The sequence below is a fragment of the Pseudomonadota bacterium genome, assembly GCA_039033415.1.
Taxonomy (GTDB): Bacteria; Pseudomonadota; Gammaproteobacteria; order Xanthomonadales; family SZUA-38; genus JANQOZ01.
This window is the reverse complement of record JBCCCR010000005.1, coordinates 31,761-54,555: the sequence shown is the minus strand read 5'-3', so window position 1 is coordinate 54,555 and position 22,795 is coordinate 31,761. Positions and strand designations below refer to the sequence as shown.

At 63.2% G+C, this 22,795-nt stretch carries 20 protein-coding genes; 13 read left to right on the top strand and 7 right to left on the bottom strand.

From position 1 onward, the window contains the following. The first annotated feature begins 58 nt into the window (after window positions 1–58). The 3 genes from AAF358_05170 (at window position 59) to AAF358_05160 (ending at window position 7,457) form a co-directional block, all read left to right on the top strand. A complete protein-coding gene (locus AAF358_05170; GenBank protein ID MEM7704920.1) occupies window positions 59–3,337 on the top strand; it encodes a glycosyl hydrolase in 3,279 nt (1,092 codons plus the stop codon). Then, window positions 3,337–6,630 carry a glycosyl hydrolase gene (locus AAF358_05165; GenBank protein ID MEM7704919.1) on the top strand — a complete coding sequence of 1,098 codons (3,294 nt, stop codon included), beginning with the start codon at window positions 3,337–3,339 and terminating at the stop codon, window positions 6,628–6,630. The genes AAF358_05170 and AAF358_05165 overlap by 1 nt, the downstream gene beginning before the upstream one ends. Window positions 6,631–6,794: 164 nt before the next feature. Next, window positions 6,795–7,457 carry an OmpA family protein gene (locus AAF358_05160; GenBank protein MEM7704918.1) on the top strand — a complete coding sequence of 221 codons (663 nt, stop codon included), beginning with the start codon at window positions 6,795–6,797 and terminating at the stop codon, window positions 7,455–7,457. A 26-nt stretch (window positions 7,458–7,483) separates the two neighbouring features. Here AAF358_05160 and AAF358_05155 read toward each other — a convergent pair whose 3' ends face one another. Continuing rightward, the gene (locus AAF358_05155) at window positions 7,484–7,930 is read right to left on the bottom strand and encodes a DUF3429 domain-containing protein (GenBank protein MEM7704917.1); all 447 of its coding nucleotides are present in this window, start codon (window positions 7,928–7,930) and stop codon (window positions 7,484–7,486) included. A 159-nt stretch (window positions 7,931–8,089) separates the two neighbouring features. Here AAF358_05155 and AAF358_05150 point away from each other — a divergent pair, with 159 nt between their 5' ends. The 3 genes from AAF358_05150 (at window position 8,090) to AAF358_05140 (ending at window position 9,854) form a co-directional block, all read left to right on the top strand. Continuing rightward, a complete protein-coding gene (locus AAF358_05150) occupies window positions 8,090–9,139 on the top strand; it encodes a glycerophosphodiester phosphodiesterase family protein (protein MEM7704916.1) in 1,050 nt (349 codons plus the stop codon). A gap of 21 nt (window positions 9,140–9,160) precedes the next feature. Then, entirely contained in the window at window positions 9,161–9,334 is a 174-nt protein-coding gene (locus tag AAF358_05145; GenBank protein MEM7704915.1) for a hypothetical protein, read from the top strand. A gap of 196 nt (window positions 9,335–9,530) precedes the next feature. Beyond that, window positions 9,531–9,854: a hypothetical protein gene (locus AAF358_05140; protein MEM7704914.1), complete on the top strand. Its 324-nt coding sequence runs from the start codon at window positions 9,531–9,533 to the stop codon at window positions 9,852–9,854. On the opposite strand, the gene AAF358_05135 is transcribed toward AAF358_05140, so the two are convergent. The 4 genes from AAF358_05135 to AAF358_05120 are packed head-to-tail and all read right to left on the bottom strand — an operon-like array spanning window position 9,848 to window position 13,823. Further along, window positions 9,848–11,197 (bottom strand): TRAP transporter large permease subunit, encoded by a 1,350-nt coding sequence (locus AAF358_05135; GenBank protein ID MEM7704913.1) that lies wholly within the window; start codon window positions 11,195–11,197, stop codon window positions 9,848–9,850. The two genes, AAF358_05140 and AAF358_05135, sit on opposite strands and share 7 nt — an antisense overlap. After that, complete coding sequence (locus AAF358_05130) at window positions 11,187–11,750, bottom strand: TRAP transporter small permease subunit (protein ID MEM7704912.1); 564 nt, start codon at window positions 11,748–11,750, stop codon at window positions 11,187–11,189. Before AAF358_05130 ends, AAF358_05135 begins: the two co-directional genes overlap by 11 nt. Before the next feature lie 11 nt (window positions 11,751–11,761). Continuing rightward, a complete protein-coding gene (locus AAF358_05125; GenBank protein MEM7704911.1) occupies window positions 11,762–12,883 on the bottom strand; it encodes a TRAP transporter substrate-binding protein in 1,122 nt (373 codons plus the stop codon). Window positions 12,884–12,935: 52 nt separating this feature from the next. After that, on the bottom strand, window positions 12,936–13,823 hold the full coding sequence (locus AAF358_05120) for an NAD(P)H-binding protein (protein ID MEM7704910.1): 888 nt from the start codon (window positions 13,821–13,823) through the stop codon (window positions 12,936–12,938). Between the two features lie 164 nt (window positions 13,824–13,987). On the opposite strand from AAF358_05120, the gene AAF358_05115 reads away from it, so the two are divergent. Then, window positions 13,988–14,971, top strand: a complete 984-nt coding sequence (locus AAF358_05115; protein ID MEM7704909.1) for a tetratricopeptide repeat protein — start codon at window positions 13,988–13,990, stop codon at window positions 14,969–14,971. Window positions 14,972–14,987: 16 nt separating this feature from the next. Here the strand turns inward: AAF358_05115 and AAF358_05110 are convergent, their stop codons facing one another. Then, window positions 14,988–15,650, bottom strand: coding sequence for a cupin domain-containing protein (locus AAF358_05110; GenBank protein MEM7704908.1), 663 nt, complete (start codon window positions 15,648–15,650; stop codon window positions 14,988–14,990). Window positions 15,651–15,866: 216 nt separating this feature from the next. Here AAF358_05110 and AAF358_05105 point away from each other — a divergent pair, with 216 nt between their 5' ends. Together AAF358_05105 and AAF358_05100 are read left to right on the top strand one after the other, a co-directional pair. Continuing rightward, on the top strand, window positions 15,867–16,463 hold the full coding sequence (locus AAF358_05105; protein ID MEM7704907.1) for an OmpW family outer membrane protein: 597 nt from the start codon (window positions 15,867–15,869) through the stop codon (window positions 16,461–16,463). Window positions 16,464–16,637: 174 nt separating this feature from the next. After that, complete coding sequence (locus AAF358_05100) at window positions 16,638–17,270, top strand: glutathione S-transferase family protein (GenBank protein ID MEM7704906.1); 633 nt, start codon at window positions 16,638–16,640, stop codon at window positions 17,268–17,270. Window positions 17,271–17,347: 77 nt separating this feature from the next. On the opposite strand, the gene AAF358_05095 is transcribed toward AAF358_05100, so the two are convergent. Next, the gene (locus tag AAF358_05095; protein ID MEM7704905.1) at window positions 17,348–18,238 is read right to left on the bottom strand and encodes a DUF1838 family protein; all 891 of its coding nucleotides are present in this window, start codon (window positions 18,236–18,238) and stop codon (window positions 17,348–17,350) included. Window positions 18,239–18,307: 69 nt separating this feature from the next. On the opposite strand from AAF358_05095, the gene AAF358_05090 reads away from it, so the two are divergent. Genes AAF358_05090 through AAF358_05075 form a run of 4 tightly spaced genes read left to right on the top strand, consistent with a single transcriptional unit; the run spans window position 18,308 to window position 22,756 of the window. After that, the gene (locus AAF358_05090) at window positions 18,308–19,126 is read left to right on the top strand and encodes a hypothetical protein (GenBank protein ID MEM7704904.1); all 819 of its coding nucleotides are present in this window, start codon (window positions 18,308–18,310) and stop codon (window positions 19,124–19,126) included. After that, window positions 19,123–20,559, top strand: coding sequence for an aldehyde dehydrogenase family protein (locus tag AAF358_05085; protein ID MEM7704903.1), 1,437 nt, complete (start codon window positions 19,123–19,125; stop codon window positions 20,557–20,559). Before AAF358_05090 ends, AAF358_05085 begins: the two co-directional genes overlap by 4 nt. Then, a complete protein-coding gene (locus AAF358_05080; protein MEM7704902.1) occupies window positions 20,552–21,982 on the top strand; it encodes an NAD(P)/FAD-dependent oxidoreductase in 1,431 nt (476 codons plus the stop codon). The genes AAF358_05085 and AAF358_05080 overlap by 8 nt, the downstream gene beginning before the upstream one ends. 12 nt (window positions 21,983–21,994) lie before the next feature. Further along, window positions 21,995–22,756, top strand: coding sequence for a thioesterase family protein (locus AAF358_05075; protein ID MEM7704901.1), 762 nt, complete (start codon window positions 21,995–21,997; stop codon window positions 22,754–22,756). The last annotated feature ends 39 nt before the right edge of the window (window positions 22,757–22,795 follow it).

Here is a 22,795-nt window from a genome sequence, read left to right as displayed (position 1 = left end):
CCGCCCGCACGAACGGGCCCGAGGGGGGCCGCCCGCTTATCACTCGAGGAACAACGCATTGATTCAGACCGCCGCCAAGTGCTGCTTGGCCGTCCTGCTGGGCGCATTTCAGCTCAGCGCAGCAACCGCCGCCGATAAAAACCCACTCACCGACCTCGCCGCAGGTCTGAAGATCCGAGACATTGGCCCCGCCGTAACATCCGGACGCATCAGCGATTTCGCCATGCATCCCGACGCCTGGCATCAGTTTTATGCGTCCACCGCCTCGGGAGGCTTGTGGAAAACCGACAACGGCGGCATTACCTGGAAGCCCATCTTCGATAACGAAGGCTCGTACTCCATCGGCGTGGTGGAGCTGGACCCGGCCAACCCCAACGTGGTTTGGGTCGGTACCGGCGAAAACAACGCCCAGCGGTCCGTTGCTTACGGAGACGGTGTCTATAAATCGCTGGACGGCGGAGCAAGCTGGTCGAACGTTGGCCTGAAAGACTCCGAGCACGTCGGTGATATTGCGATCCACCCCGACAACTCCGACGTTGTGTTTGTTGCGGCCCAGGGGCCGCTGTGGAATTCGGGTGGTGACCGCGGCGTTTATCGGACTCAGGACGGCGGCGCGAACTGGGAGCGCGTGCTGGAAGTGGACGAGGACACCGGCGCCAATAACGTGCTGATTCACCCCGACCACCCCAATCTGGTGCTGGCATCCACCTATCAGCGACGCCGTCATGTCTGGACTCTGATCAACGGCGGCCCGGGCAGCGGTGTTTACCGCTCGACCGACGGCGGCGCCACCTTCAGTGAAATCACCGCCGGCCTGCCGCCCCATGATAAAGGCCGGATCGGGCTCGCGTTTGCGCCGTCAGCTCCGGACACCGTTTACGCGATCGTGGAGACCGACGACGAACATGAAGGGGTCTACCGGTCCACGGACTTCGGCGCGCGCTGGGAAAAGCGCTCCGGCTACATGTCCAGCAGCCCGCAGTACTACAACGAGCTGATTGTCGATCCGAATAATCCGGACCGCATCTATTCGATGGATACCTTCATGCAGGTCAGCAACGACGCCGGTAAGTCGTTTAAGCCTGTGGGTGGTGCCTACAAACACGTTGACGAGCACGCGCTGTTTATCGATCCGGCCAACAGCCAGCACATGATCACCGGCAACGACGGCGGCATCTATGACACCTGGGACGGCGGCGCCAACTGGCGTTTTGTGCAGAACCTGCCCATTGCCCAGTTCTACCGAGCCACCCCCGACAACGCCGAGCCGTTTTACAACGTCTACGGCGGCACGCAGGACAACAGCAGCCTTGGCGCGCCGTCGCGCACCCTGTTCGATCGAGGCATTACCAACGAGGACTGGACCTTTACCCTCGGTGGAGACGGATTCAAGACTCAGGTCGACCCGACTAACCCCGACACGGTTTACTCCCAGCTGCAGTACGGCATGCTCGCCCGCTTCGACCGCCAGAGCTACGAGCGGGTGATCATCACCCCAGCCCCGGGTGCTGACGAAAATGACTACAAATGGAACTGGAATTCGGCCTTTATCATCAGCCCGCACAATCCGCAGCGGCTCTACTTTGCTGCGGAGAAGCTGTTTGTCAGCGAAGATGGCGGCAACGCGTGGCGGAAGGTCAGTGACGACCTGTCTCGCAAGCTCGACCGCAATCGGCTCGAGGTTATGGGCCGGGTCTGGGGCGTCAACGCTGTCGCCAAAAACAACTCAACCTCTATGTACGGCAGCATCGTTTCGCTGGACGAAAGCTCGCTGCAGGAAGGACTGCTTTACGTCGGAACCGACGATGGACTGATCCAGGTCAGTGATGACAGCGGCGCAACCTGGCGTCGCGAGGATCGCTTCGGCCGGGTGCCGGAGATGAGCTACGTCGGCGACCTCGTCGCCTCCAGCCACGACGTGAACCGCGTCTACGCCGCCTTTGATAATCACAAGCAAGGGGATTTCAAACCTTACCTGCTGCGCAGCGACGATCGCGGAGAAAGCTGGACGTCGATTGTCGGCAACCTGCCGGAGCGTGGCACGGTGCACACGGTGGCCGAGGACCACGTCAATCCCGATCTGCTGTTTGCCGGCACCGAGTTTGGTGTGTTCTACAGCCAGGATGGTGGAGAGAACTGGGGTGAGCTGACGGGCGGCATGCCCACGATTGCGGTCCGCGACATGGAGATTCAGCGCCGCGAAAGCGACCTGGTGCTCGGCACCTTCGGCCGCGGCATTCGGATTTTGGATGACTACACGCCGCTGCGGGTGAGCGCGGCTGACGTGAAAGCCGAGGCCGGCTACCTGTTCCCGGTCAAAGATACCTGGCTGTACGCCGAGAAGGCCTACTACAGCTACGGCCCCAAAGGCTTTTTGGGGGCATCCTACTACACCGCACCCAACCCGCCATTTGGGGCGATCTTTACGTATCACCTCACCGACGCCATCACTTCGCTCAAGAAGCAGCGCCGGAAAGCCGAGCGTACGCGCCAGAAAGACGGTGAGGACAACCCGTACCCGCCGCTGGCCGACCTTCGCGCTGAGGCCGCGGAAGACGATCCCACCATCGAACTCAGCGTTTTCGACGCCAGCGGAACGCTGGTCCGGCGCATCACCGGTCCGGCCGGCAAAGGCATGCATCGCGTTGCCTGGGACCTGCGCCTGCCGGCGCCGGACGCGGTGAACCTCAAACCGTCCAGCTCGATTGCGCCCTGGGACAGCACGCCCAAAGGGCCGCTCGTGGGTCCGGGTACCTACCGGGTGAGCATGGCCATGCGGGTGCGAGGGGAAGTTACCCCGCTCGGTGAGGCGCAGGAGTTTGTCTTGAAAACCCTGGATGAAGGTCAGTTCCGGCCTTCGTCGCCGGCGGATCACGCGCGCGAGATGGCGGCCGCAAACGAGCTAGCGCGAAGCGTTGCGGCAGCTCGCGGTTCAATGTCTGAGCTGAATCAGCGGATCGCGCACCTCAAGGTTGCGCTGCGTGACGCCCCAGGAGACAGCGAAGCGCTCTACCAGCGTTTGGTAGAAGTGGAAGCGGGACTGCGCGAGACGAGTCTGACGTTGAACGGTGACCGCGTCATCGCGGGCATTGCGGAACCGGCGCCTATGTCTATCAACGGCCGGCTCGGCATGTTTGGGTTTGCCCACTGGGACGCCCTGGCTCAGGTCACCGACAACCAGCGAGCGTCGCTGGAGGTTGCGCGCGAGCAGCTGACCGGCGTCACCGCCGCGCTGCGAGCGGCCCGCGAATCGCTGGACGAAATCGACGAGGCGCTGGGCAGCAGCGCACCCTGGACACCGGGCCGAGTGCCGGTCACCGCAGAGGCACAGCAATAATGAGACTGATGAACTTAAGAAACCCCGGAGCGCGCAACGTTCTTTCCGGCCTGCTGGCGGCAGCCCTGCTGGTTGCGGGTCCCGCTGCCCTGGCGCAGGAGGGCGAAGCGGAAACGCTGTCTGCCGGCACGTTTGCCGGCCTGAAGCTGCGCGGTATCGGCCCGGCGCTGATGTCCGGGCGGATCGCGGATATTGATCTTCACCCTAACGACCCGAACACCTGGTACATCTCGGTGGGTTCGGGCGGCGTCTGGAAGACGGTGAATTCCGGCACCACCTGGCAGCCGGTATTCGACAAGCAGTCGGTCTACTCGATTGGCGCTCTGACGATCGACCCCAGCAACCCCAGCCGCATCTGGGTGGGCACCGGTGAAGACGTGGGTGGTCGTCACGTGAGTTTTGGTGACGGTGTTTATCTCAGCGAAGACGGCGGCGCGAACTGGCGCAACGTGGGTCTCGCTGCTTCGGAACACATCACGCAGATCATTGTGCATCCGGACAACCCGGACGTGGTGCTGGTGGCGGCGCAGGGGCCGCTGTGGAGTTCCGGCGGTGAACGCGGCGTTTACCGCACGGAAGACGGCGGCGAGAACTGGACGCAGACGCTCGGAGACGACGAGTGGACCGGCGTGGCGTCGCTGATTGCGGATCCCCGAAACCCGGACGTGCTCTATGCAGCCACCTGGCAGCACCACCGCACGGTCGCGGCCTACATGGGTGGCGGACCCAAATCGGGGATCCACAAATCCACCGACGGCGGACGCACCTGGAAGGAACTCACCCAGGGCCTGCCAAAGGGCAACAAAGGCAAAATTGGTCTGGCGATATCACCGCTCAACCCGGACACCGTCTACGCCGCGGTGGAGCTCGACCTGCGCGAGGGCGGTGTGTTTCGCTCAACCGATCGAGGGGCCACCTGGGAGAAGCGCTCCGACACCGTGTCGGGCGGCACCGGTCCGCACTACTATCAGGAACTCTACGCGAGCCCCCACCACGAGGGTCGGCTCTACCTGATGAACAACACCACCCAGATCTCGTATGACGCCGGCAAAACCTTTGTGCCGATGAGCAACGAGAACAAACACGGAGATGACCACGCGGTGGCCTTCCGGCCGGACAATCCGGAGTACCTGCTGTTTGGCAGCGACGGTGGTCTCTATGAAAGCTTCGACCACACCGCAACCTGGCGCTTTGTGGCCAACCTGCCCATTACCCAGTTCTATAAGCTGGCGCTGGACGATGCGGAACCTTATTACAACGTCTACGGCGGCACCCAGGACAACAACACGCAGGGTGGACCCGCGCGCACCGACAACGTCAACGGCATCCGCAACTCCGACTGGGAGGTGGTGCTTTTCGGCGATGGTCATCAGCCCGCGACCGAGCCGGGTAATCCGGACATCGTCTACGCCCAGTGGCAGCAAGGAAACCTGGTGCGGGTGGATCGCAGCAGCGGAGAGTTGGTTTACATCAAGCCTCAGGCAGAGCCAGGGGATGCGCCGGAACGGCTGAACTGGGACGCCCCGATCCTGGTCAGTCCCCATTCCCCCACGCGGATTTACCACGCCTCGCAGCGGGTCTGGCGTTCGGACAACCGGGGGGACAGCTGGACCCCGATTTCCGGTGACCTGACCCGCGATCAGCAGCGCGAAACGCTGCCGATTATGGGACGTCAGCAGAGCTTCGACGCCCCCTGGGACATGTACGCGATGTCTCAATACAACACGATCACCTCACTGGCCGAATCGCCGCTGGAGGCGGGTCTGCTTTACGCGGGCACCGACGACGGTCTCATCCAGGTGTCGGAGAATGGCGGCGAGAGCTGGCGCGAGATCGAGGTCGGCAGCCTGCCCGGCGTGCCGGATACCGCGTTCGTCAACGACATCAAGGCCGATCTGTTCGACGCCGACACGGTTTATGTGGCGCTCGACAACCACAAGTATGGTGACTATCAGCCTTACCTGCTCAAGAGCACCGACCGGGGCCGCCGCTGGCAGTCGATCGCGGGCAACCTCCCCGAGAAGCACCTGGTCTGGCGAGTGGTTCAGGATCACGTTGAGCCGAACCTGCTGTTCCTCGGCACCGAGTTTGGCGTGTTCTTTTCTTTGGGTGGCGGTGATGAGTGGGTGGAGCTTACCGGCGGCGTGCCCACCATCTCGTTCCGAGATCTGGCGATTCAGCGGCGGGAGAATGATCTCGTCGGCGCCAGCTTCGGTCGTGGCTTCTTTGTCTTCGATGACTACACCCCGCTCCGGGGTCTGACCGAAACGCAGCTCGAGTCGGGCCCACTCCTGTTTACGCCTCGCGACGCGGACTGGTACATGCAGGGTTCCCCGCTGGGTGGCGGTGGCAACTCCTCGCAGGGACATGCGCATTACCACGCGCCGAACCCGCCTTACGGCGCGGTGCTGACCTACTACCTGCCAGAGGACCTGAAGACCGCCAAGGCAACGCGGCGTGAGCGCGAAAAGGCGCTCGACAGCGACGAAGACGTGCCGTTTCCTGGGTGGGACGCCATCGAGGCGGAGCGGCGCGAGCGTGAGCCTGAAATGATCCTGACCGTGCGTGACGCGGACGGCAACGTCGTGCGCCGCCTGACCGGACCGGCGAAGAAAGGCTTCCACCGGATCGCCTGGGACCTGCGCTTCCCCGCACCTCATGCCATCGGCACCGGCGGCGACTACTTCTCCAACGTGTCGGGCCCGATGGCGGCGCCGGGCACCTACAGCGTCGACCTGAGCCAAACGCTGAACGGGGACACCCAGAAGGTGGCTGACGCGGTGAGCTTCGATGTGGTCTCCCTGAATCGCGGTGCGCTCGACGGCGCTGAGTCATCCGAGGTGGCTGCCTTCTGGCAGGAGCTGGGCAGCGTGCAGCGCGGCGCGACGGCGGCCGGACAGGCTCTGGGTCAGACCCGGCAGCGCGTCAAAACGCTTCGCCTGGCGCTGGAGCGGTCGACGGCGGCCCCGGCAGCGCTGGATGGTGAGCTGCACGGCATCGAGCAATCGCTGGAAGATCTGGCGCTGGCTCTCGGCGGCAGCCTGCAGCGGGAGTACCTGGGCTCACTGACCGAACCGACGGTCAGCGACCGCCTGTTCCACGCCATGCTCGGGACCGGCCGATCCACCTATGGCCCAACCCCTTCTCACCAGCGCAGCCTCGAGCTGGCGAGAAATCAGTTTGCTGAGATTCGCGATCAGATGAACCAGCTGACCGAGCAGCGGATCCCGGCATTTGAGGCCAGCCTGCGTGAGGCGGGAGCGCCCTGGACGCCTGGTCAGCCGTTGCCCTAAAGCTCTTCACCAACCGAGAAAAAGCCGGCGCTGGGATTTCAGCGCCGGCTTTTTTTTGGCTCGCCGGATACGCAAAGTGGCGCCCTTCGCCATTAACCCGCTGTTAACCTGCGGTTAAGGTTTGCGTTGCTAGCCTGTTGGGGAAACAAGGCTGGAGAACAATCATGAAAGTTGCCCAACTGCTCGCCGCAGGCGCGTTGTCTTTTTCGATGGCTGCCTGCACCACGGTGAACCCCTATACCCGCGAGGAGCAGACCGCCAAGGCTACCAGCGGTGCGGCTATCGGAGCTGCCGCCGGCGCGGTGGTTGGCCTTCTGAGCGGCGACAACAGCCGGGAGCGGCGCAAGCGCGCGCTGATCGGCGCCGGCGTTGGCGCGCTGGCCGGTGGTTCCATCGGCTACTACATGGACGTGCAGGAAGCGAAGCTGCGCCAGCAGCTGGACGGCACCGGCGTGTCGGTGACCCGTAACGGCAACGAGATCCTGCTCAACATGCCGAGCAATATCACTTTCGACGTGAACCGTTCAGATTTGCGACCCGATTTTGCCCAGGTTTTGAATTCTGTTGCGTTGGTCCTGGATGAGTACGACCAGACGCTGGTGGAGGTGACGGGCCACACCGACTCAACCGGCACCGACAGCTACAACCAGCTCCTCTCGGAGCGGCGCGCTGACGCGGTGGGTACCTATCTGATGCGTGAAGGCGTGATGCCGCGGCGCGTCGCTACAGCCGGGTATGGCGAAGCCTACCCGATCGCCAGCAACAGTACCGATCGCGGTCGCGCGGCCAACCGGCGCGTCGAGCTAACGCTGGTGCCGCTGACCTGATGACGCCCGGCTGCGGCCACCTGTTCCTAGGCGAAAAGCACCACTAAGTGGCCGGCGATCGCGCCGGCCGAGAGTCGCCAGCGCAGCGACTTAAGCCACGGCTGCTGGCCGGCGGGGGGCGTGAGCTGGTCCACGAAGGCAGTCGCCAGATGACCTCCCAGCAGCGCGGTCACGACGGTACCGGCAGGAAGCGCGAGCGCTGCCCACGCAGCCAGGCTCACGGCAATCGAAATCCAAAGGTCGCGGTCTTTCGGTTCCGCCGCGCCGGCATAGACGCCCCAGCGAATTCCGCCGAGAAAAGAGAGAATAACGGCCGAGTAGGTGGTGAAAAGCGGCGACGCAAGCGACACATTTACGTCGGCAGCCAAAGCTGCCGCGAGACCCAGAAAGGGAATCAGTCCGGCGTAGCCGAGCAACGCGGCTGCTGCGGGCACCGAACGCCGTGTTGCGCGGTCTTGATCGGGTAAGCTCATAGCGAAAATACGTTTTTAGAGTGTCTCAGAGTGTCCCATCGCTATCGTGAAAGTTGTGCCGACAGGCTCTTTGGCTGGCGCCGATACCGGCTTCGAGCCGGCAGGCCAACCTTCTTTTTGCGGTCAAACCTTGAGCGCTGGGTTTGGCTGGTTTTTGCCATGACTATGGCGGCCTGTCAGTCGCGAGACGTGGTGCCCTCGCCGGTGGGCAGCAACCCGGCGAGGGCTCCAGCGATTCAGCTCGGCGTAAGGCCCGCATACCTCATTGACAAGCTTCCTCGCGGCGCGCTCAAGCGTCGGCTGCAGGCCTGCAAGGATCAGCCCAGCAGGCCTAGCCAGCTCTCGATCGGACACCGCGGTGCGCCGCTGCTGTTTCCAGAGCACACCGAGGAGTCCTACCGGGCAGCGGCCCGGCAGGGGGCGGGGCTGGTGGAGTGCGACGTCACGTTCACGAAAGACTTAGAGCTGGTCTGTCGCCACGCCCAATGCGATCTGCACGAGACCACGAACATCCTGTTGACGCCGTTGGCCGCAACTTGCCGAGAGCCATTTCGTCCGGCTCGACTGGACCCCGCTACCGGTGAGGTGCTGGAGCCCGCCAGCGCGACCTGCTGCACAGCCGACCTCACCACCCAGCAGTTCCTGAGTCTCAAAGGGAAGATGGAGGGATCCAACCCGGCCGCACAAACGGTGGAGGATTATATTCAAGGTACGCCGGCGTTTCGGACGGACCTCTACGCTACTGGCGGCACGCTGCTCACCCACCGACAGAGCATCGCGCTCCTGAGTGAGCTAAACGTCAAGTTTGTGCCGGAGCTCAAGGCGCCGGAGGTGGCAATGCCTTTTGCGGGTAGCTACTCGCAGGCTGACTACGCGCGGCGCCTGATCGACGACTTTCGCGAGGCGGGCATCCCCGCGGAAGACGTCTGGCTTCAGTCGTTCAGTCTCGAGGACATCAACCTGTTTCGCGAAGTCGATCCGGCGTTTGCGCGACAGGCGGTCTGGCTGGACGCCAGACCCTACACCGACCCGCAGTTTCTGCCGCGGGTAGCGGACTTTGCATCGCTGAAGGCTCAGGGCCTGAACATCATCGCGCCGCCGCTGTTTGCGCTCCTGTCGCTTGACGCTGACGGCACCATCGTACCGTCACTTTACGCCGAGGCCGCGCGCGAAGCGGGCCTGGAGCTCAAAACTTGGACTCTGGAGTGATCCGGGCGAATTGCTGAGGACGTGCTCGCTGGCGAGCAGAGTTTTTACTACCTGACCATCAAACCTGCGCACACCGGCGACGGCGATATCTATCGGGTCCTCGACGTGCTGGTACGGCAGGCGGGCGTGACCGGCGTATTCTCGGATTGGCCGGCGACAGTAACGTACTACGCCAACTGTATGGGGCTGTGGTAGGCCCCCTTGTTTGCGACAGTTTTTCCCTGCGGCCATCTATATTGATCTGAGACACGTTGGGAGCGGCGCGTCCGCCAGCAGGGATGATCATGACGGTAGCGGCGCTAAGGTCCGGCCAGTCAGGGGCGACAAGGCTGCGGCCTCTATCTCTGGCGCAGCGGGAGCCCCACCACCGTCTGCCGTAAGGGTAAAATGAGTGATCTTTAGCAGTCGGAACAACCGGGTCTACATGCATCACGTTTGGATGGCACAGCTGGTTTTGCTCCCAGTCCAGCTCGGCTGGGGCAGCCTGTACTGGTGGTCGGGCCGCGACCAGGGTGGGGTCAGGCGTCGGCTTGGCCATGACCTGCTGGCGCTTGCGCTTGCGCTGGGCGTTTGGCTCGCTGCAGTGGTTGTTGGCGGGCCGGCGGCGCTCCCTCACGGCGATATGTGGGCCGTGATTGCCACCACGACGGCTGCCTTTCTGGGGTTCAACGCGGTGTTGGCGGTCGCCGCGCTGCTGCGGCCGAAAGCTCAGTAGGCCTGTGCCGGCAGCCAGGTAACCAGCGGCTTGTAGAGATAGATCAGCGCCATCGCCGCCAGCTGTAGCAAGATGAAGGGGATCACGCCGCGATAGATGGTCCCAGCGGTGATGCCTTCAGGCGCAACGCCCTTGAGATAAAAGATCGCAAATCCCACCGGTGGCGTCAGGAACGAAGTCTGCAGGCACACCGCAAACATGACGGTAAACCAAACCAGATCAAACCCGAGGCTTTGGACCACCGGAGCCACCAGCGGCAGGATGATCAGCGAGATCTCGATCCAGTCGAGAAAAAAGCCAAGCAGGAAAGTGAACGCGAGAATGGTGATCACGATTCCGTTGGGTCCAAAGGGCAGCTCCAGCAGTGCTGACTTGATCAGCTCATCGCCACCGAGGCCTCGCAGTACCAGGGAGAAAGCCGTCGCTCCGATAAACACCGCAAAGACAAACGCCGTGGTGGTGGTGGTTTGTCGCAGCACCTCGTCCAGGACCGGCCGACTGAGCTTGCGCCGCAGGACCGCCAGGACCGTCGCCCCAAAAGCGCCGATACCCGCCGCCTCCGTCGGGGTGGCAATGCCAAAAAAGATGCTGCCCAGCACCGCCAGGATCAGCGCTGTCGGGGCGAGCACCGCTTTGAGCACGTTGACCAGCGCCGTCCAGTCCAGTTTCTCGGCATGTTCCGGAGCTGGCGCGGCGTCCGGGTTGAGTAGAGCGATCACCAGCAGATAGGTGACGTACAGCGCGCCCAGCAGCAGGCCAGGGAACATGGCGCCCAAGAACAGGTCACCCACCGGCATCGCGAGCCGATCGGCCATCAGTACCAGCATGATGCTTGGCGGAATGAGCACCCCCAGCGTGCCGACCGCGCACACGGTGCCACTTGCCAGCTCCGGTCGATAACCCTGTTTCAGCATGACCGGCAGGCCGAGCATCGCCAGCAGCACCACCGAGGCGCCGATAATGCCGGTGGTCGCCGCCAGCAGCACGCCGATGAGGGTGACGGTGACGGCCAGGCCGCCGCGGACGCGGCCGAAAACCCGCGACAGGCTGGTCATCAGATCTCCGGCGATGCCCGATTTTTCCAGCATCATCCCCATGTAGACAAAGAGGGGTAGGGCCACCAGGACCCAGTTTTTCATGACCTCCCAGCTGCGATTGACGGCCAGCGACGTGTAGGCCCAGTCGACGTTGAGGGCAAAGCCGAGGTCGATCTCAAGAACAATGGCGACCGCCGTGAAAAAAATGGCGAGCCCGCCCAGCACCCAGGCCACGGGAAAACCGGTCAGGATGAGCGCGATGAACGAGACGAACATCGCGATGGAAAGTAGATCGTTAATCGACACGATGAGGCCAGCCGAACAGATAGGCCGTCACCCGCGACAGGCGGCTTAGGCCCGCAAAGGTGAGCAGCACCATGCTCAAGGGCAGCACGCTTTTGATCAGCCAGCGGTAGGGCAGTCCGCCGGCCGCGTCCGATACCTCAGCGCTCGCAAACGAGTACTGCACGAACGGCAGCGAAAAAACGATCATGGCCACCACAAAAGGGAAGAACAGCAGCAGCAATCCATAGAGTTCGATCCACGCCCGGGTCTGATGGCTGACCCGGTCATGGAGGACGTCCACCCGGATATGTTGATCGCTGTCCATGCAGACCGCCATGCCCACCATGAAGCCGCAGGCGAACAGGTGCCACTGGATTTCCTCAAACTCGATGCGCCCTTCGCCAAACAGGTAGCGCATGACCACATTAAGCATGACCACCCCGATCAGCGCGAGCCAGATCCAGGATAGGGCTTGGCTGATTCGGCTGAAAAATCGTCGGCTGAGACGCGACAGCCGCGTATGCGGGTAGGTGGCGGGCGGCGCGGTTTCGGCGGGTTGGATAGCGCTGGACATCGCTAGGTGCTTCAGAAGTCCCGGGGCAGATAGCCCAGGGTTTTCCAATAGCGATAGGTGGCCGAGAATTCGCGCTGAGCCGTCAGGATTTTCGCAAAATCGGCGTCAGCGGCGGCTTCCTCATCCAGCACCTCGCGAGCCAGTTCGCGCAGCCTTTCAAGGATGGGCAGCGGGAGCGAGCTGGTGGTGACACCCGACGACTGGAAGTCTCTGACGACGGCGCCTTGGAGCGCTTCCGCTTCCGCCAGCGAGTAGGCCACCATGGCCTGGCAGGCGGTACGAATCATCGCCTGGCTGGTCTCGCTCAAGCCCCGCCAGATCTCCAGGTTGACCTGCAGATGCCCGGTTGAAAACGGCTGGTGCCAGCCCGGAAAGTAGTTGTAGCGAGCGACCTGAGAAAAGCCGAGCATCTGGTCGATCACGGGCAGCGCAAACTCGGTGGCGTCGATGGCGCCTTTCTCCAGCGCCTGGAAGATCTCCCCGCCGGGAATGATAGTGACGGATGCGCCCGCACGCTGCAGCACCTTGCCGCCCAGGCCGGCAAACCGGATCTTCAGCCCTTCGAGGTCGTCGATGTCCTGAATGGGTTCTCGAAACCAGCCGGCGGTCTCAGGCCCGGTGATGCTGCAGAGAATCGGCATCACCTGGTGGGGCTCATACAGCTCCTCACCCAGTTCCCGGCCGCCGCCGATGTACCACCAGGCCGTAAACTCGGTCGGCTCCATCCCGAAGGGCACCGCGGCAATCAGCGTTGAAGCCGGTATGCGTCCCTGGTCGTAGCCGACCCACTGGAAGCCGGCTTCAACCTTTCGGTCTTTGACGCTTTCGGTAATCTCCAGGGCGGGCACCACGGTTCCCGGGTCATAAACGGTGATGTCGATGGCGCCGCCCGTCATCGCGCGCATGGTGTCCGCGAAGCGGTAGGGGGCTGTGCCGATAATCGGCATGGCGCCAGTGAAAGACGACGCTGCGCGCCAGCGGATGACGTCGACCGAACTTGGGTCAGCCGTAGCTTGCTGCGAAACCGGTTGACCCGGCGGGCGAAGCGCCAGCGATGCCAAAACGCCCGTAAACAGCGCCACCACAACAGCGACCAGCAGGGCGAGTCTCGATACAGAGTGATCGTGCGGCATTGGTTTTTCTGATGAAGCTTCCGGCGTCATTGTAGGGTGCGGACCCAGACAATCACAGCGGATCCAGCTCACTCATCTGCTGCGCCAGCGGCTTGGCCGGACGACCGGCGGCGAGGTGAAATTGCGGCTCTACGTCGAAGGCGCCACGGCTCATGCATTGGAAGCACCCGGTCAGCATCCGGGCAACCTCAAGGCCTCGCCGGGCGATCATCGGGTGTGCCATCAGGCGGTCAACGTTCGCTGCTTCGCTGATCGGTTGATAACGGACCTCCATTCCAAACACCTGGTTGGCGAGGGCAACAAGCTCCTGCTGGGTGACCGTTTCGCCAATCAGGTTGAGCGTGCGATTGGTGCCGCGACCCTTTTGCGCCTCCAGCGCCAGCCTGGCGATGGCAAAAGCGAGTTCGCTGATCGCGATGTAGCCGCAGCGCCCGGTTCCGGCATTGTTGCTGTAGACGCCGTCCGGGCCGGCTGCGCGCAGGTGCATGAGGTCCAGATCCAGGTACAAACCATTGCGGCAGATGATCCAGCGCAGTCCGCTGTCCATGAGATCGCGTTCGGCGACGCGGTTCACCTCCTGGGTTTCGGCATACCAGGTGCCCGACTCATCGCCGTTGCCGATCACGCTGGTGTACAGCACACACTCAACGCCGGCGTCCTGCGCTGCTTGGATCGCGTTGCGGTGCAGCTGCACCCGGTCGACACCGGCTTTGACCGGTGCGGAGATCAACACCAGCACCTCGACGCCGGCCAGCGCCGAGGCCAGCTGATCAGGCTGTGCGTAGTCGGCTTGACGGACGTCCACGCCTGCAAAGCTCGTTGTGCTTGTGTCTCTGCTCAGCGCGATCAGCGGCTGCTTTTCCGGATCGTCGGAAGCCAGCAAGGCTTCGATGATTCGGGATCCCAGCCTCCCGCTGGCTCCGCTTACGGCAATCGACATGGGGTGCGCTCCTCACCACAAAGGGGCATTACAGCATGACTCCCGTCACTGGGAACCGCTGCGCGATGCCGCGAAGCTATGCTGCCTGGTCAAAAGCGCCAGGCGCCGGAGATCGGTGCCGGTTATCGCGGGCCAGCACTGTCTACAAATAGGATTGTCGCTTGATGAAGTTTGCCTGGGTTTTCTCGGTTGCCACCGCCTTGCTGTTTCTCACCCCCGCGCTTGAGGCGCAGTCGATCGATGAGCTGCAGCGCGCGTTGGATTCGGATGACATCGAATCCGTCCAGGCCTGGGCGGACGGTCTGGACGGCCGCGCCGGAAAGCTGAACATCGACGAACTCTATATCCGAGGCCAGCTGCTAATCCGGACCGATCGCGCCGAAGCGGCGCTGGAGGATCTGGAGGCGGCCACCGAGCTAAGCCCCGACCGCCCGGAGATTTGGCTTTCCCTGGCGGAAGCTGCGGGGGAGGTTGCCGGTAGCGCCGGCATGATGAAGGCGCGCGGCCTGGCCAAGACGGCAAAAAAAGCGCTGGAGCGCGTCGTAAAGATCGACCCGGAAAACCTTGACGGACGGGTGGGGCTGATTCAGTTTCATCTTCAGGCTCCCTGGATCGCCGGCGGTCGAACCAAAGAAGCGTATCGGCAGGCGGAAGCCATCGGGCGGACCAACCCGAGCCTGGGCAAGCGCTGGAAAGCCCGCATCGATCTGGCGGAGGGCAAGATCGAATCGGCAGAGACGCTTTATCGGACGCTGCTGACGGAGGACCCGGGTGAAAGCCAGGCTGCGGTGGGCCTGGCCCTGCTGCTGCAGCAGCAGGAACGGTGGTCCGAAGCGGTTGAGACGCTGACGCCGTTTACGACCGGTGAGCAGATCGATCTGATGGCGCTCTACCAGCTTGGCCGGACCGGCGCGCTTTCAGGGCAGAACCTGACGGAAGCCGAGGCTGCCTTCCGGCGCTACCTCGAGCTGTCGGCTGACGCAGCAGACCCACCCGTGCCGCCCTCTCCCACCTGGTGGCGCTTAGGGATGGTGCTGGCGCAGCAAAGCCGAACGGCGGATGCCCGCACGGCCTTTGAGCAGGCTTTGGCGCTCGATCCGGACAACCAACAGGCGGCTGAAGCCCTAAAGGGTTTGTCCGCCGAGTGATCAGCCGTCTGGCCGGCTATGCGGCCAGCGGCAGGTGCCCGGTTTTGACGTAGATCAGGCAGCCTTCGTTGGAGAACGGCGTGTGCTCGCTATAGGCGGGGCTCCGCAGCCAGCTCCCGGCCGGATAGACGCCATGCTCGTCCTCAAAAGTCCCTTCCAGCACAAAAATCTCTTCGCCGCCCGGGTGCACATGTCGACTGAAGCGGGTGCTGGGCGCCCAGCGCACCAGGGCCACGTTTTCGTGGCCAAACTGATGTAGCGGGAGGACCTCCAGGCCTGGCGCAACGCCAGGCCTGAACCACGACTGCCGGGTGTCGATCGTGACCTGCTGGTCGTCACCCGGATCAAACTGCCTCAGCTTGACGAAAATGGTTGCGCCACCGCGCGTAAACGGTGAATGGCTGCTGCCCGGCGGATTTCGCACGTAGGTGCCAGCGGGATAGTCGCCGTGCTCATCGGAGAAAACGCCGTCGAGCACCAGGTACTCTTCACCCGCGTCGTGGGTGTGGGCGGCAAAGCTGCTGCCCGGCGCGTAGCGGACGACGCTGGTTGCTACCGCCACCTCGTCACCGATCCGATCCAGCATGCGTCGCTCCACGCCCGGGGCCGGTGATGGCTGCCACAAAGCGTCTTGGGGCAGATCAACCGCTCGCTGAGAATAGTCTGAGTTAACGTTCATGTCGTGAATATACCTATCGATAGATAGATTAGCAAGTTTCATCTATAGAGGGTGCTGCCTGGGGCATGAAACGCGTTGTTTACGGGCGGCCTTCGGCGGCCCCTGAGCGCCTCTCGGTTTTCCACAGGTGGGTCTGCGGCTTCCCCCCATTACTCGCGATCGCGGGCGTCGGCATATTAAGCATCGTTGACCCACCTACAAAAAGGAATTTATCCGATGAAGAGAACACTGATTGCGCTGACTGCAGCCTTGGCACTTTGCGGTGCGGCGACCGCTCATGAGGCCGGCACGTGGATCGGCCGGGTTGGCATTACCAATGTCGATCCCAAGTCCAACAACAACCCGATTGTGGACGCGGATGCCGGCGCAGCGCTGAACCTCAACGCGGTTTATTTTCTGAACCAGAACTGGGCGATCGACGTGCTGGCCGCGATTCCGTTTAACCACGACATCGTGCTGAAAGACGGCACCCGGGTGGGCGAAACGGACCAGCTGCCGCCGACGGTGAGCCTCCAGTATCACTTTGCCAGTAGCGAGCGCTTCTATCCCTACGTGGGCTTGGGCGTTAACTTCACCACGTTCTTCAGTGAAGAAACGGCTGGACCGCTGGAAGGCTCAGACCTGTCGCTGGACAACTCTTTCGGCCTGTCAGCGCAGATCGGTGCCGACTGGAAGATCAATGAGCGCTGGTTCTTGAACGTCGACGCGCGGTGGATGGACATCGACACCGAGGCGAAGCTCGATGGCGCGAGCCTGGGTGACGTTGAGATCGATCCGCTGGTCTACGGCATCAGCTTCGGCTACAAGTTCTGAGGGGACTTTTGAGTCCGAGTTTGGACCCGGGCAGCACATCGTGCTGCCCTTTTTTTTGTGCGCCAGACTACGAACTGCCGAATCCGCCGCGACGGATATAAGGATTAGTTCGTTGTCTTCGCGCGTCCTGCGTGACAGTCTCTCGGCCTGACAATCACACAGGCCCTCAGCCCCATGGAAATCTACGGACACTTTGCCTCTGCGCCCGCCAATCAGGTGCGACTGGCGGTCAGCGCGCTGGGCATTGACGCAACCTACCACCACGTTGACCTGCAGGCCGGCGAGCAGAAGACGCCGGACTACCTCGCCATCAATCCCTTCGGGAAAGTGCCCGCGCTGGTTGACGGCGAATTCAAGCTGGCCGAAAGCAACGCCATTTGCCGCTATCTGGGCAGCAAGGTGGGGGGAGCGATGTATCCCGCCGACCTGAACGAGCAGGCCAAGATCGACCAGTGGATGGAGTTTGCGGTCAACCACATCCGCACCAACATGAACAAGATCCTGTTTAACCGGATGTTCGCGCCGATGATGGGGCTACCGGTGGACGAGGACTCGGTCAACGAAGGGCAGGGTTTTCTCGATCAGTACCTACCGATGGTCGAGGGTCAGCTCGCTGACTCTGCGTTTATCGCGGGTGACCAGATGACGCTCGCCGATATCGCGCTGATCGCTGCGTTGGAGCCGTTCGACAAGGCCCAGATCAGTTTAGAGGCTTATCCTCAAATCACGCGCTGGCGCAGCGGCATCATGGCGCAGTCTTTTTATCAGCAGGTGCACGCCCACTATGGCGCCGAGATGGAAGGCTGAAGCTGGGGTCGGCGCGAGACGCCGACCCCTTGCCTGGCTTGTCGGGGACTGCGGTCCGCAGCCCCTCAGGCGATCACCTACTTATAGCGATCAGGCAGCTCGCGCTTGCCTTCTTTGACGTCACGATAGTAAGACCAGCTGGTCACGTTGCGACGCTCGTCGTCGAGCGGCGGCGGGGTTTCGTACTTGGGGTAGTGATTGCGGATTTCCGCTTTCATGGTGTCCGACAGCTCGTCCCAGGCTCCGAGTTTCGTGCCGGCGGTGTGCATATAGATAATGCCTTCGCGGCCGCCCATCTTCATCCACGGCAGCCAGTCTGACATGCGCGACCAGCCCACCCGGACCTCGGCGGTTGCCACCGCCGGATCGAGGAGCTTGTCGACCGGGCCGAAGAAATTAAACATCTCGGTCGCGTGGTAGGTGCCGCCGATCTCTCCCTGGAAGTCGCCGGCAAGGGTGTTGGGGTACCACAGGGGCACCGTACTCCGCTGCCAAAAGCCGCCGTTGTGCATATCGCCATCCCAGCTAGCCGGTTGGCCGCTACGGCCAATCTCGTAAGACTGGAAGTTCACCGGGTCGTTCTCTACGTGCAGCACGTCGACCTTCTCGCCGGTCCAGGGGTTTTCCCAGTGATTCAGAACCTCCCCGGTTTCGGGATCCTTGTAGAGCAGGATTTCTCGGGATACGAGGCGGAACCCTTTGCCCCGCTCGGGATGCTTCTCGCTGACGCAAGCCCGCGTGTTCATCCCTTCGACTTTGAACAGGAGGCGATCTTTTTCGCCCATGCGGCGCGAATACGCATTGCCATACCACCAGAAGGTGACCTGCTCGCCGTCGGTTAGGGAGCACTGAATCTTGCGCTGAATTTTGACCGCATCCGCCGGTTTGGCCGGGTCGAGCTGATCGTCAGCCATGGCGCCCGCCGCTGTCAGCAGGCCTAGCAGAGGCAGCAGTTTCCAAGTTCTCATTGGCACAGAGCCCTCCTGGGGCAAATGATATAATGTTAGAACATTATAACTGCTTGACCCGGAGTGCCAATGAACCATCGCACCCTGCTTCGACTAGCTCTGATCGGGTTCGCGATCGCGGCAGTGCTGCCCAGTTTGGCCGTAATCGCTGCGCCGCTCACCGGATTGGACATCGTGAGGATGGCCACCCAAGCCAACGGCGGTCAGGGCTGGAAGCGGCCGCAGACGCTCTACCTGGAGGGCCGCATGACCATGTACAGCAGCGGCGCCGCTGACCAGCAGACCCAGGTGGATCGCTACCGCATGTGGCGGCGTTTCCCCGATCAATCCACCGCCGCTCATTCCGCCAACGGCAAGGTTCGCTTTGACGCGCGAAGCGGCGATCAGGTCATTTTTCAAATCGCCTATGACGGCGCCAACACCTACAACCAGGACGGTCTACTCGAGAAAAATACGGCGGCGGCCCAGTGGTCTGCAGCGTTTGGTTTCGGGATTATCCGCTTTGCGGACCAGCCCGGATTTACGGTGAGCCGGCTCGCCGACGATCAGGTGACCGGCGACCCCTGCTATTTCATCAAGGTGACCGACGCTACGGGGAGCGAGACAATCTTCGGCATCGACAAAGGCAGCTTGGCGGTGCGGCTGGTGGGTTTTGACACCCCGCGTGGCTGGCATCATCGCATCTACTCGGAGTTTGCCTGGCACGACTCACCGAAGTTTCGGCAGCCGCAGCGCGTACGTCTGTTCTACGACGGGCGCAAAACCAACGATATTTTCTGGCACACGTTCCGGGTGAACGGTCCGGTCGACGACGCGGTGTTTGTGATCGACCCGGCAAAAGCTGATGATGAGCGGCTCAGCCAGGCCGCGGAGGCAACGGATCCATGAACAGCGCGACCCATGCGGCGTTGATGACGGTGCGCAACCCGCGTAGCGGCGAGATCGACTACGAGTTCGAGCCCTACACGGCGGAGCAGCTGGGGCAGGTCGCTGACGCGCTGCGCTCGGCGCAGATGGTGTGGGAGTCTGGTGGGGTGGAGCGCCGCTGCCAGGCGATGCGCGAATGGATCCTGGCGCTGAAGAAGCGCCAGTCGGCCATCGTTGACGCGCTGGCCCGGGATACCGGCCGCCGCGCGATCAGCGCCGGCGAGTTTGCCGGCACGCTCGCGGCCATCGAACGCTGGTGTGGGCTGGCACCTACGCTGCTCACCTCAAGCAGTCGGCCCAGCCAGGCGATGCCGCACGTGGAGCTTGGTGAACAGCTGGTGCCTTATCCGTTGCTCGGTGTGATCAGTCCCTGGAATTTCCCTTTGACGCTGTCGCTCATCGACGCCATTCCGGCCCTGCTGGCCGGCTGTGCAGTCATGATCAAGCCGAGCGAGGTGACGCCGCGTTTTGTCGAACCGCTCAACGATGCGCTCGCCGAAGTGCCCGACCTGGCGCGAGTTCTGGCGTTTACGCCCGGCGGCGCAGAGACCGGTCAGGCACTGGTCGAGCGGGTGAGCGCCGTTGCGTTTACCGGCAGTGTGGCCACGGGCCGCAAGGTGGGGGAAGCCGCGGCGCGAAACTTTATACCGGCGTTCCTGGAGCTGGGCGGCAAAGACCCAGCGATTGTGCTGGAAGATGCCGACCTTGAGCGCGCATCCACCGCGCTCCTGCGGGGCAGCGTGGTTGCCACCGGGCAGGCTTGCCAGTCGATCGAGCGGATCTACGTCGCCCGAAGCCGCTTTGATGAGTTTGTGGCGCTGCTGGTGGCCAAGGCAAAGGCCGTTGAGCTGACCGCTCAGGATCCCGCTGAGGGACACCTTGGGCCGTTCATCTTTGCACCGCAGGCAGACAAAGTGGCTGAGCAGATCCGTCAGGCCCGGGAGGCCGGCGCCATCGTCCACTGTGGGGGTGAGCTGGTCGATCGCGGAGGGCAGTGGTTGGCGCCTACGGTGTTGACCCATGTCGATCATGATATGGCGGTAATGCGCGATGAGACCTTTGGGCCAGTGCTGCCGGTGATGGCTTTCGATACGGTGGACGAGGCGCTGGCCTTGGCCAACGATTCAATCTACGGGCTGTCCGGCTGCGTCTTCGGCGGTGACGAGGCCGCGTGTCTGGCCGTGGCCCATCGCCTAAACGCCGGTGGGGTCAGCATCAACGATGCGAGCATGACAAGCATGATATTTGAGGCGGAGAAAAACGCGTTTGGTGAATCCGGCCTGGGCGCCTCCCGCATGGGCCCCAGCGGGCTCACGCGCTTTCTGCGGAAAAAAGCGCTCTACCTCAATCGGGGTGACGTCATGCCCATCGACGCGGTGCGCGAAAATGCCTGATCGTCGACGGGTGCTGCTGGGGCTGGGGGCGGCAGCCCTCGGTGCGACAACCGGGCTGACCGGATGCGTTCGGTCCCGCGAGGAGCGGGTGGACGTGCTGGTGCTGGGGGCCGGCCTCGCTGGCTTGAGCGCGGCGGCGCGGCTCAAGCAGATGGGGCTCAGCGTCCGTATTCTGGAGGCCAGCGATCGGGTTGGAGGTCGACTGTGGACCGATCGCGAGCTGCCCGACCAGCCGGAATATGGCGGCGTTACGGTCGGCAGCGGTTACGCTCGGGTCCGCGCCGCCGGTCAGCGTCACGGCGTGTCGTTTGGCAGCGCACCGGGGATGACAACGTTTCAAACTCAGGGAGCAGCCCGCGGCTTTGGGATTGCGGTGAATGGTGAAACGGCGACGGTTAACGATTGGGCAGTCTCGGCGGGCAATCGGTTGCCGCCCGAGGAAAGGCACCGCCTGCCTTTTCGGATGCTGCACGAGACGCTCATGCCGCTCAATCCGTTCCAGGGCACCGGCGACTGGTCTGATCCGGCCTTTGCCAGCCGAGACGAGGCCTTGAGCACGGTGCTTACCCGGGCCGGCGCGTCCGACGAGGCGCTGCGCCTGATGAACGTCAACGCGGACAACAACGGGCTGGCCGCGACTTCGGTGATCCGGACCTGGCGCAACCAGGTGCTGTTCCGGCAGACCACGTCGTCCGATCAGATTCTAGGCGGCAGCGGCGCGCTGCCGATCGCGATGGCCGAGCCGCTCGCCGGCGATCTGCTGCTGAAGACCTCGGTGGTCAGCGTGGCCGAAGACGCAGCGGGCGTGCGGGTTCTGTGCGACGACGGTCGAAGCTTTCGGGCAGAGCACTGCATCTGCACGTTGCCCCTGCCGGCGCTGCGCCAGCTCGACCTCAGCCTCGCGCTCGATCAGGATCAGCGCGACGCGATCGCTGAAGTCCCCTACACCCGGATCAGCCTGGTGTTTGTCGACACCCGCGGCGAATTCTGGGAGCGCGACGGCCTGCCGATCATGATGTGGACCGACTCGCCCGTGGAGCGCTGGTTCCCGCGGGTCGACGCCGGCGGCTTGCTGGTCGGGTACAAGCTGTGGATCAACGGCAGCGGGGCCAAGGCGATTGACGAGCTGGCGGAGGACGACGCTCGTCAGCTGGTGGAAAAGACGATGGTTCGCCTCCGGCCGTCACTGGCTGGGCGCGTACGCTACGTCAAACGCTTCAGCTGGGTTGCACAGCCCGGTGCCGGCGGCGCGTACGCTCACTGGCCGCCGGGTCACACCGCCCGCCTGGCCAACGCCGTGCGACGGCCCACGCAACGGGTCCTGTTCGCCGGGGAACATACCGCGCTGCACGCGTCAGGCATGGAGGGCGCCATGGAATCGGCGGATCGCGCGGTAGTGCAGTTCAGCGAGATGACCGCCTGACAGGACACAGCGATGAGCGAAGAAACGCCCATCGATATCCCCGAAGGCTGGGATATCGGAGGCAACACCAACGGCGGCTACCTGATGCTGCGGGCCGCAAAGTTTATGCGGGAACAGGCGCAGCGGGACATGGCGGTGACCGTCACCGGGCACTTTCTGCGGCCGGTGGCCGCAGGCCCGGCGCGACTCACCTGCGAAGAAATCAAGCGCGGCCGACTGCTAACCACCATGCGCGGCGATCTGATCGTGGATGGTCGGCCGGCGCTGACGCTGCTGGGCGCTTTTTCGGATCTGGACCGCCAAGGACAGGGCAGCCGTTTCTATGCCGGTTCGCCGCCGGCGCTGCCCCCGCTCGAAGAATGCGTTCCGGCGTGGCACCTGCCGACCGCCGACGCGCTCTACCGACGGATTCAGATTCGCTGCGCAGCCGACGATCCAACGATCCTGGGCGGTAAGCGCGGAGGTACGGGCGCTCTCGAGGCGTGGATTGCGCCGCCCGAGGGCGCCGAGGTTGCTACCTGTGACGATCTATTGTTGCTGGTCGACTGCTTCCCGCCGCCCGTGTTCGATCTCGATTTGCCGATCAACTGGACCCCAACCGTCGAGCTGACCGTGCATGTTCGAGGCGTTCCGGCGCCTGGCTGGCTGCGGGCCCGCTGCTCAACGCGCTTTGTTCGCGACGGGCTGCTGGAGGAAAGCGTGGAGCTTTGGGATAGCGCTGACCAGCTGGTCGCTCAGTCGCGACAGCTGGCGGTTGAGCCCAGGCCTCGTTAGCGGGCCGCGTGGCCCCCCCGCTGACCTGCAGCGGCTCCA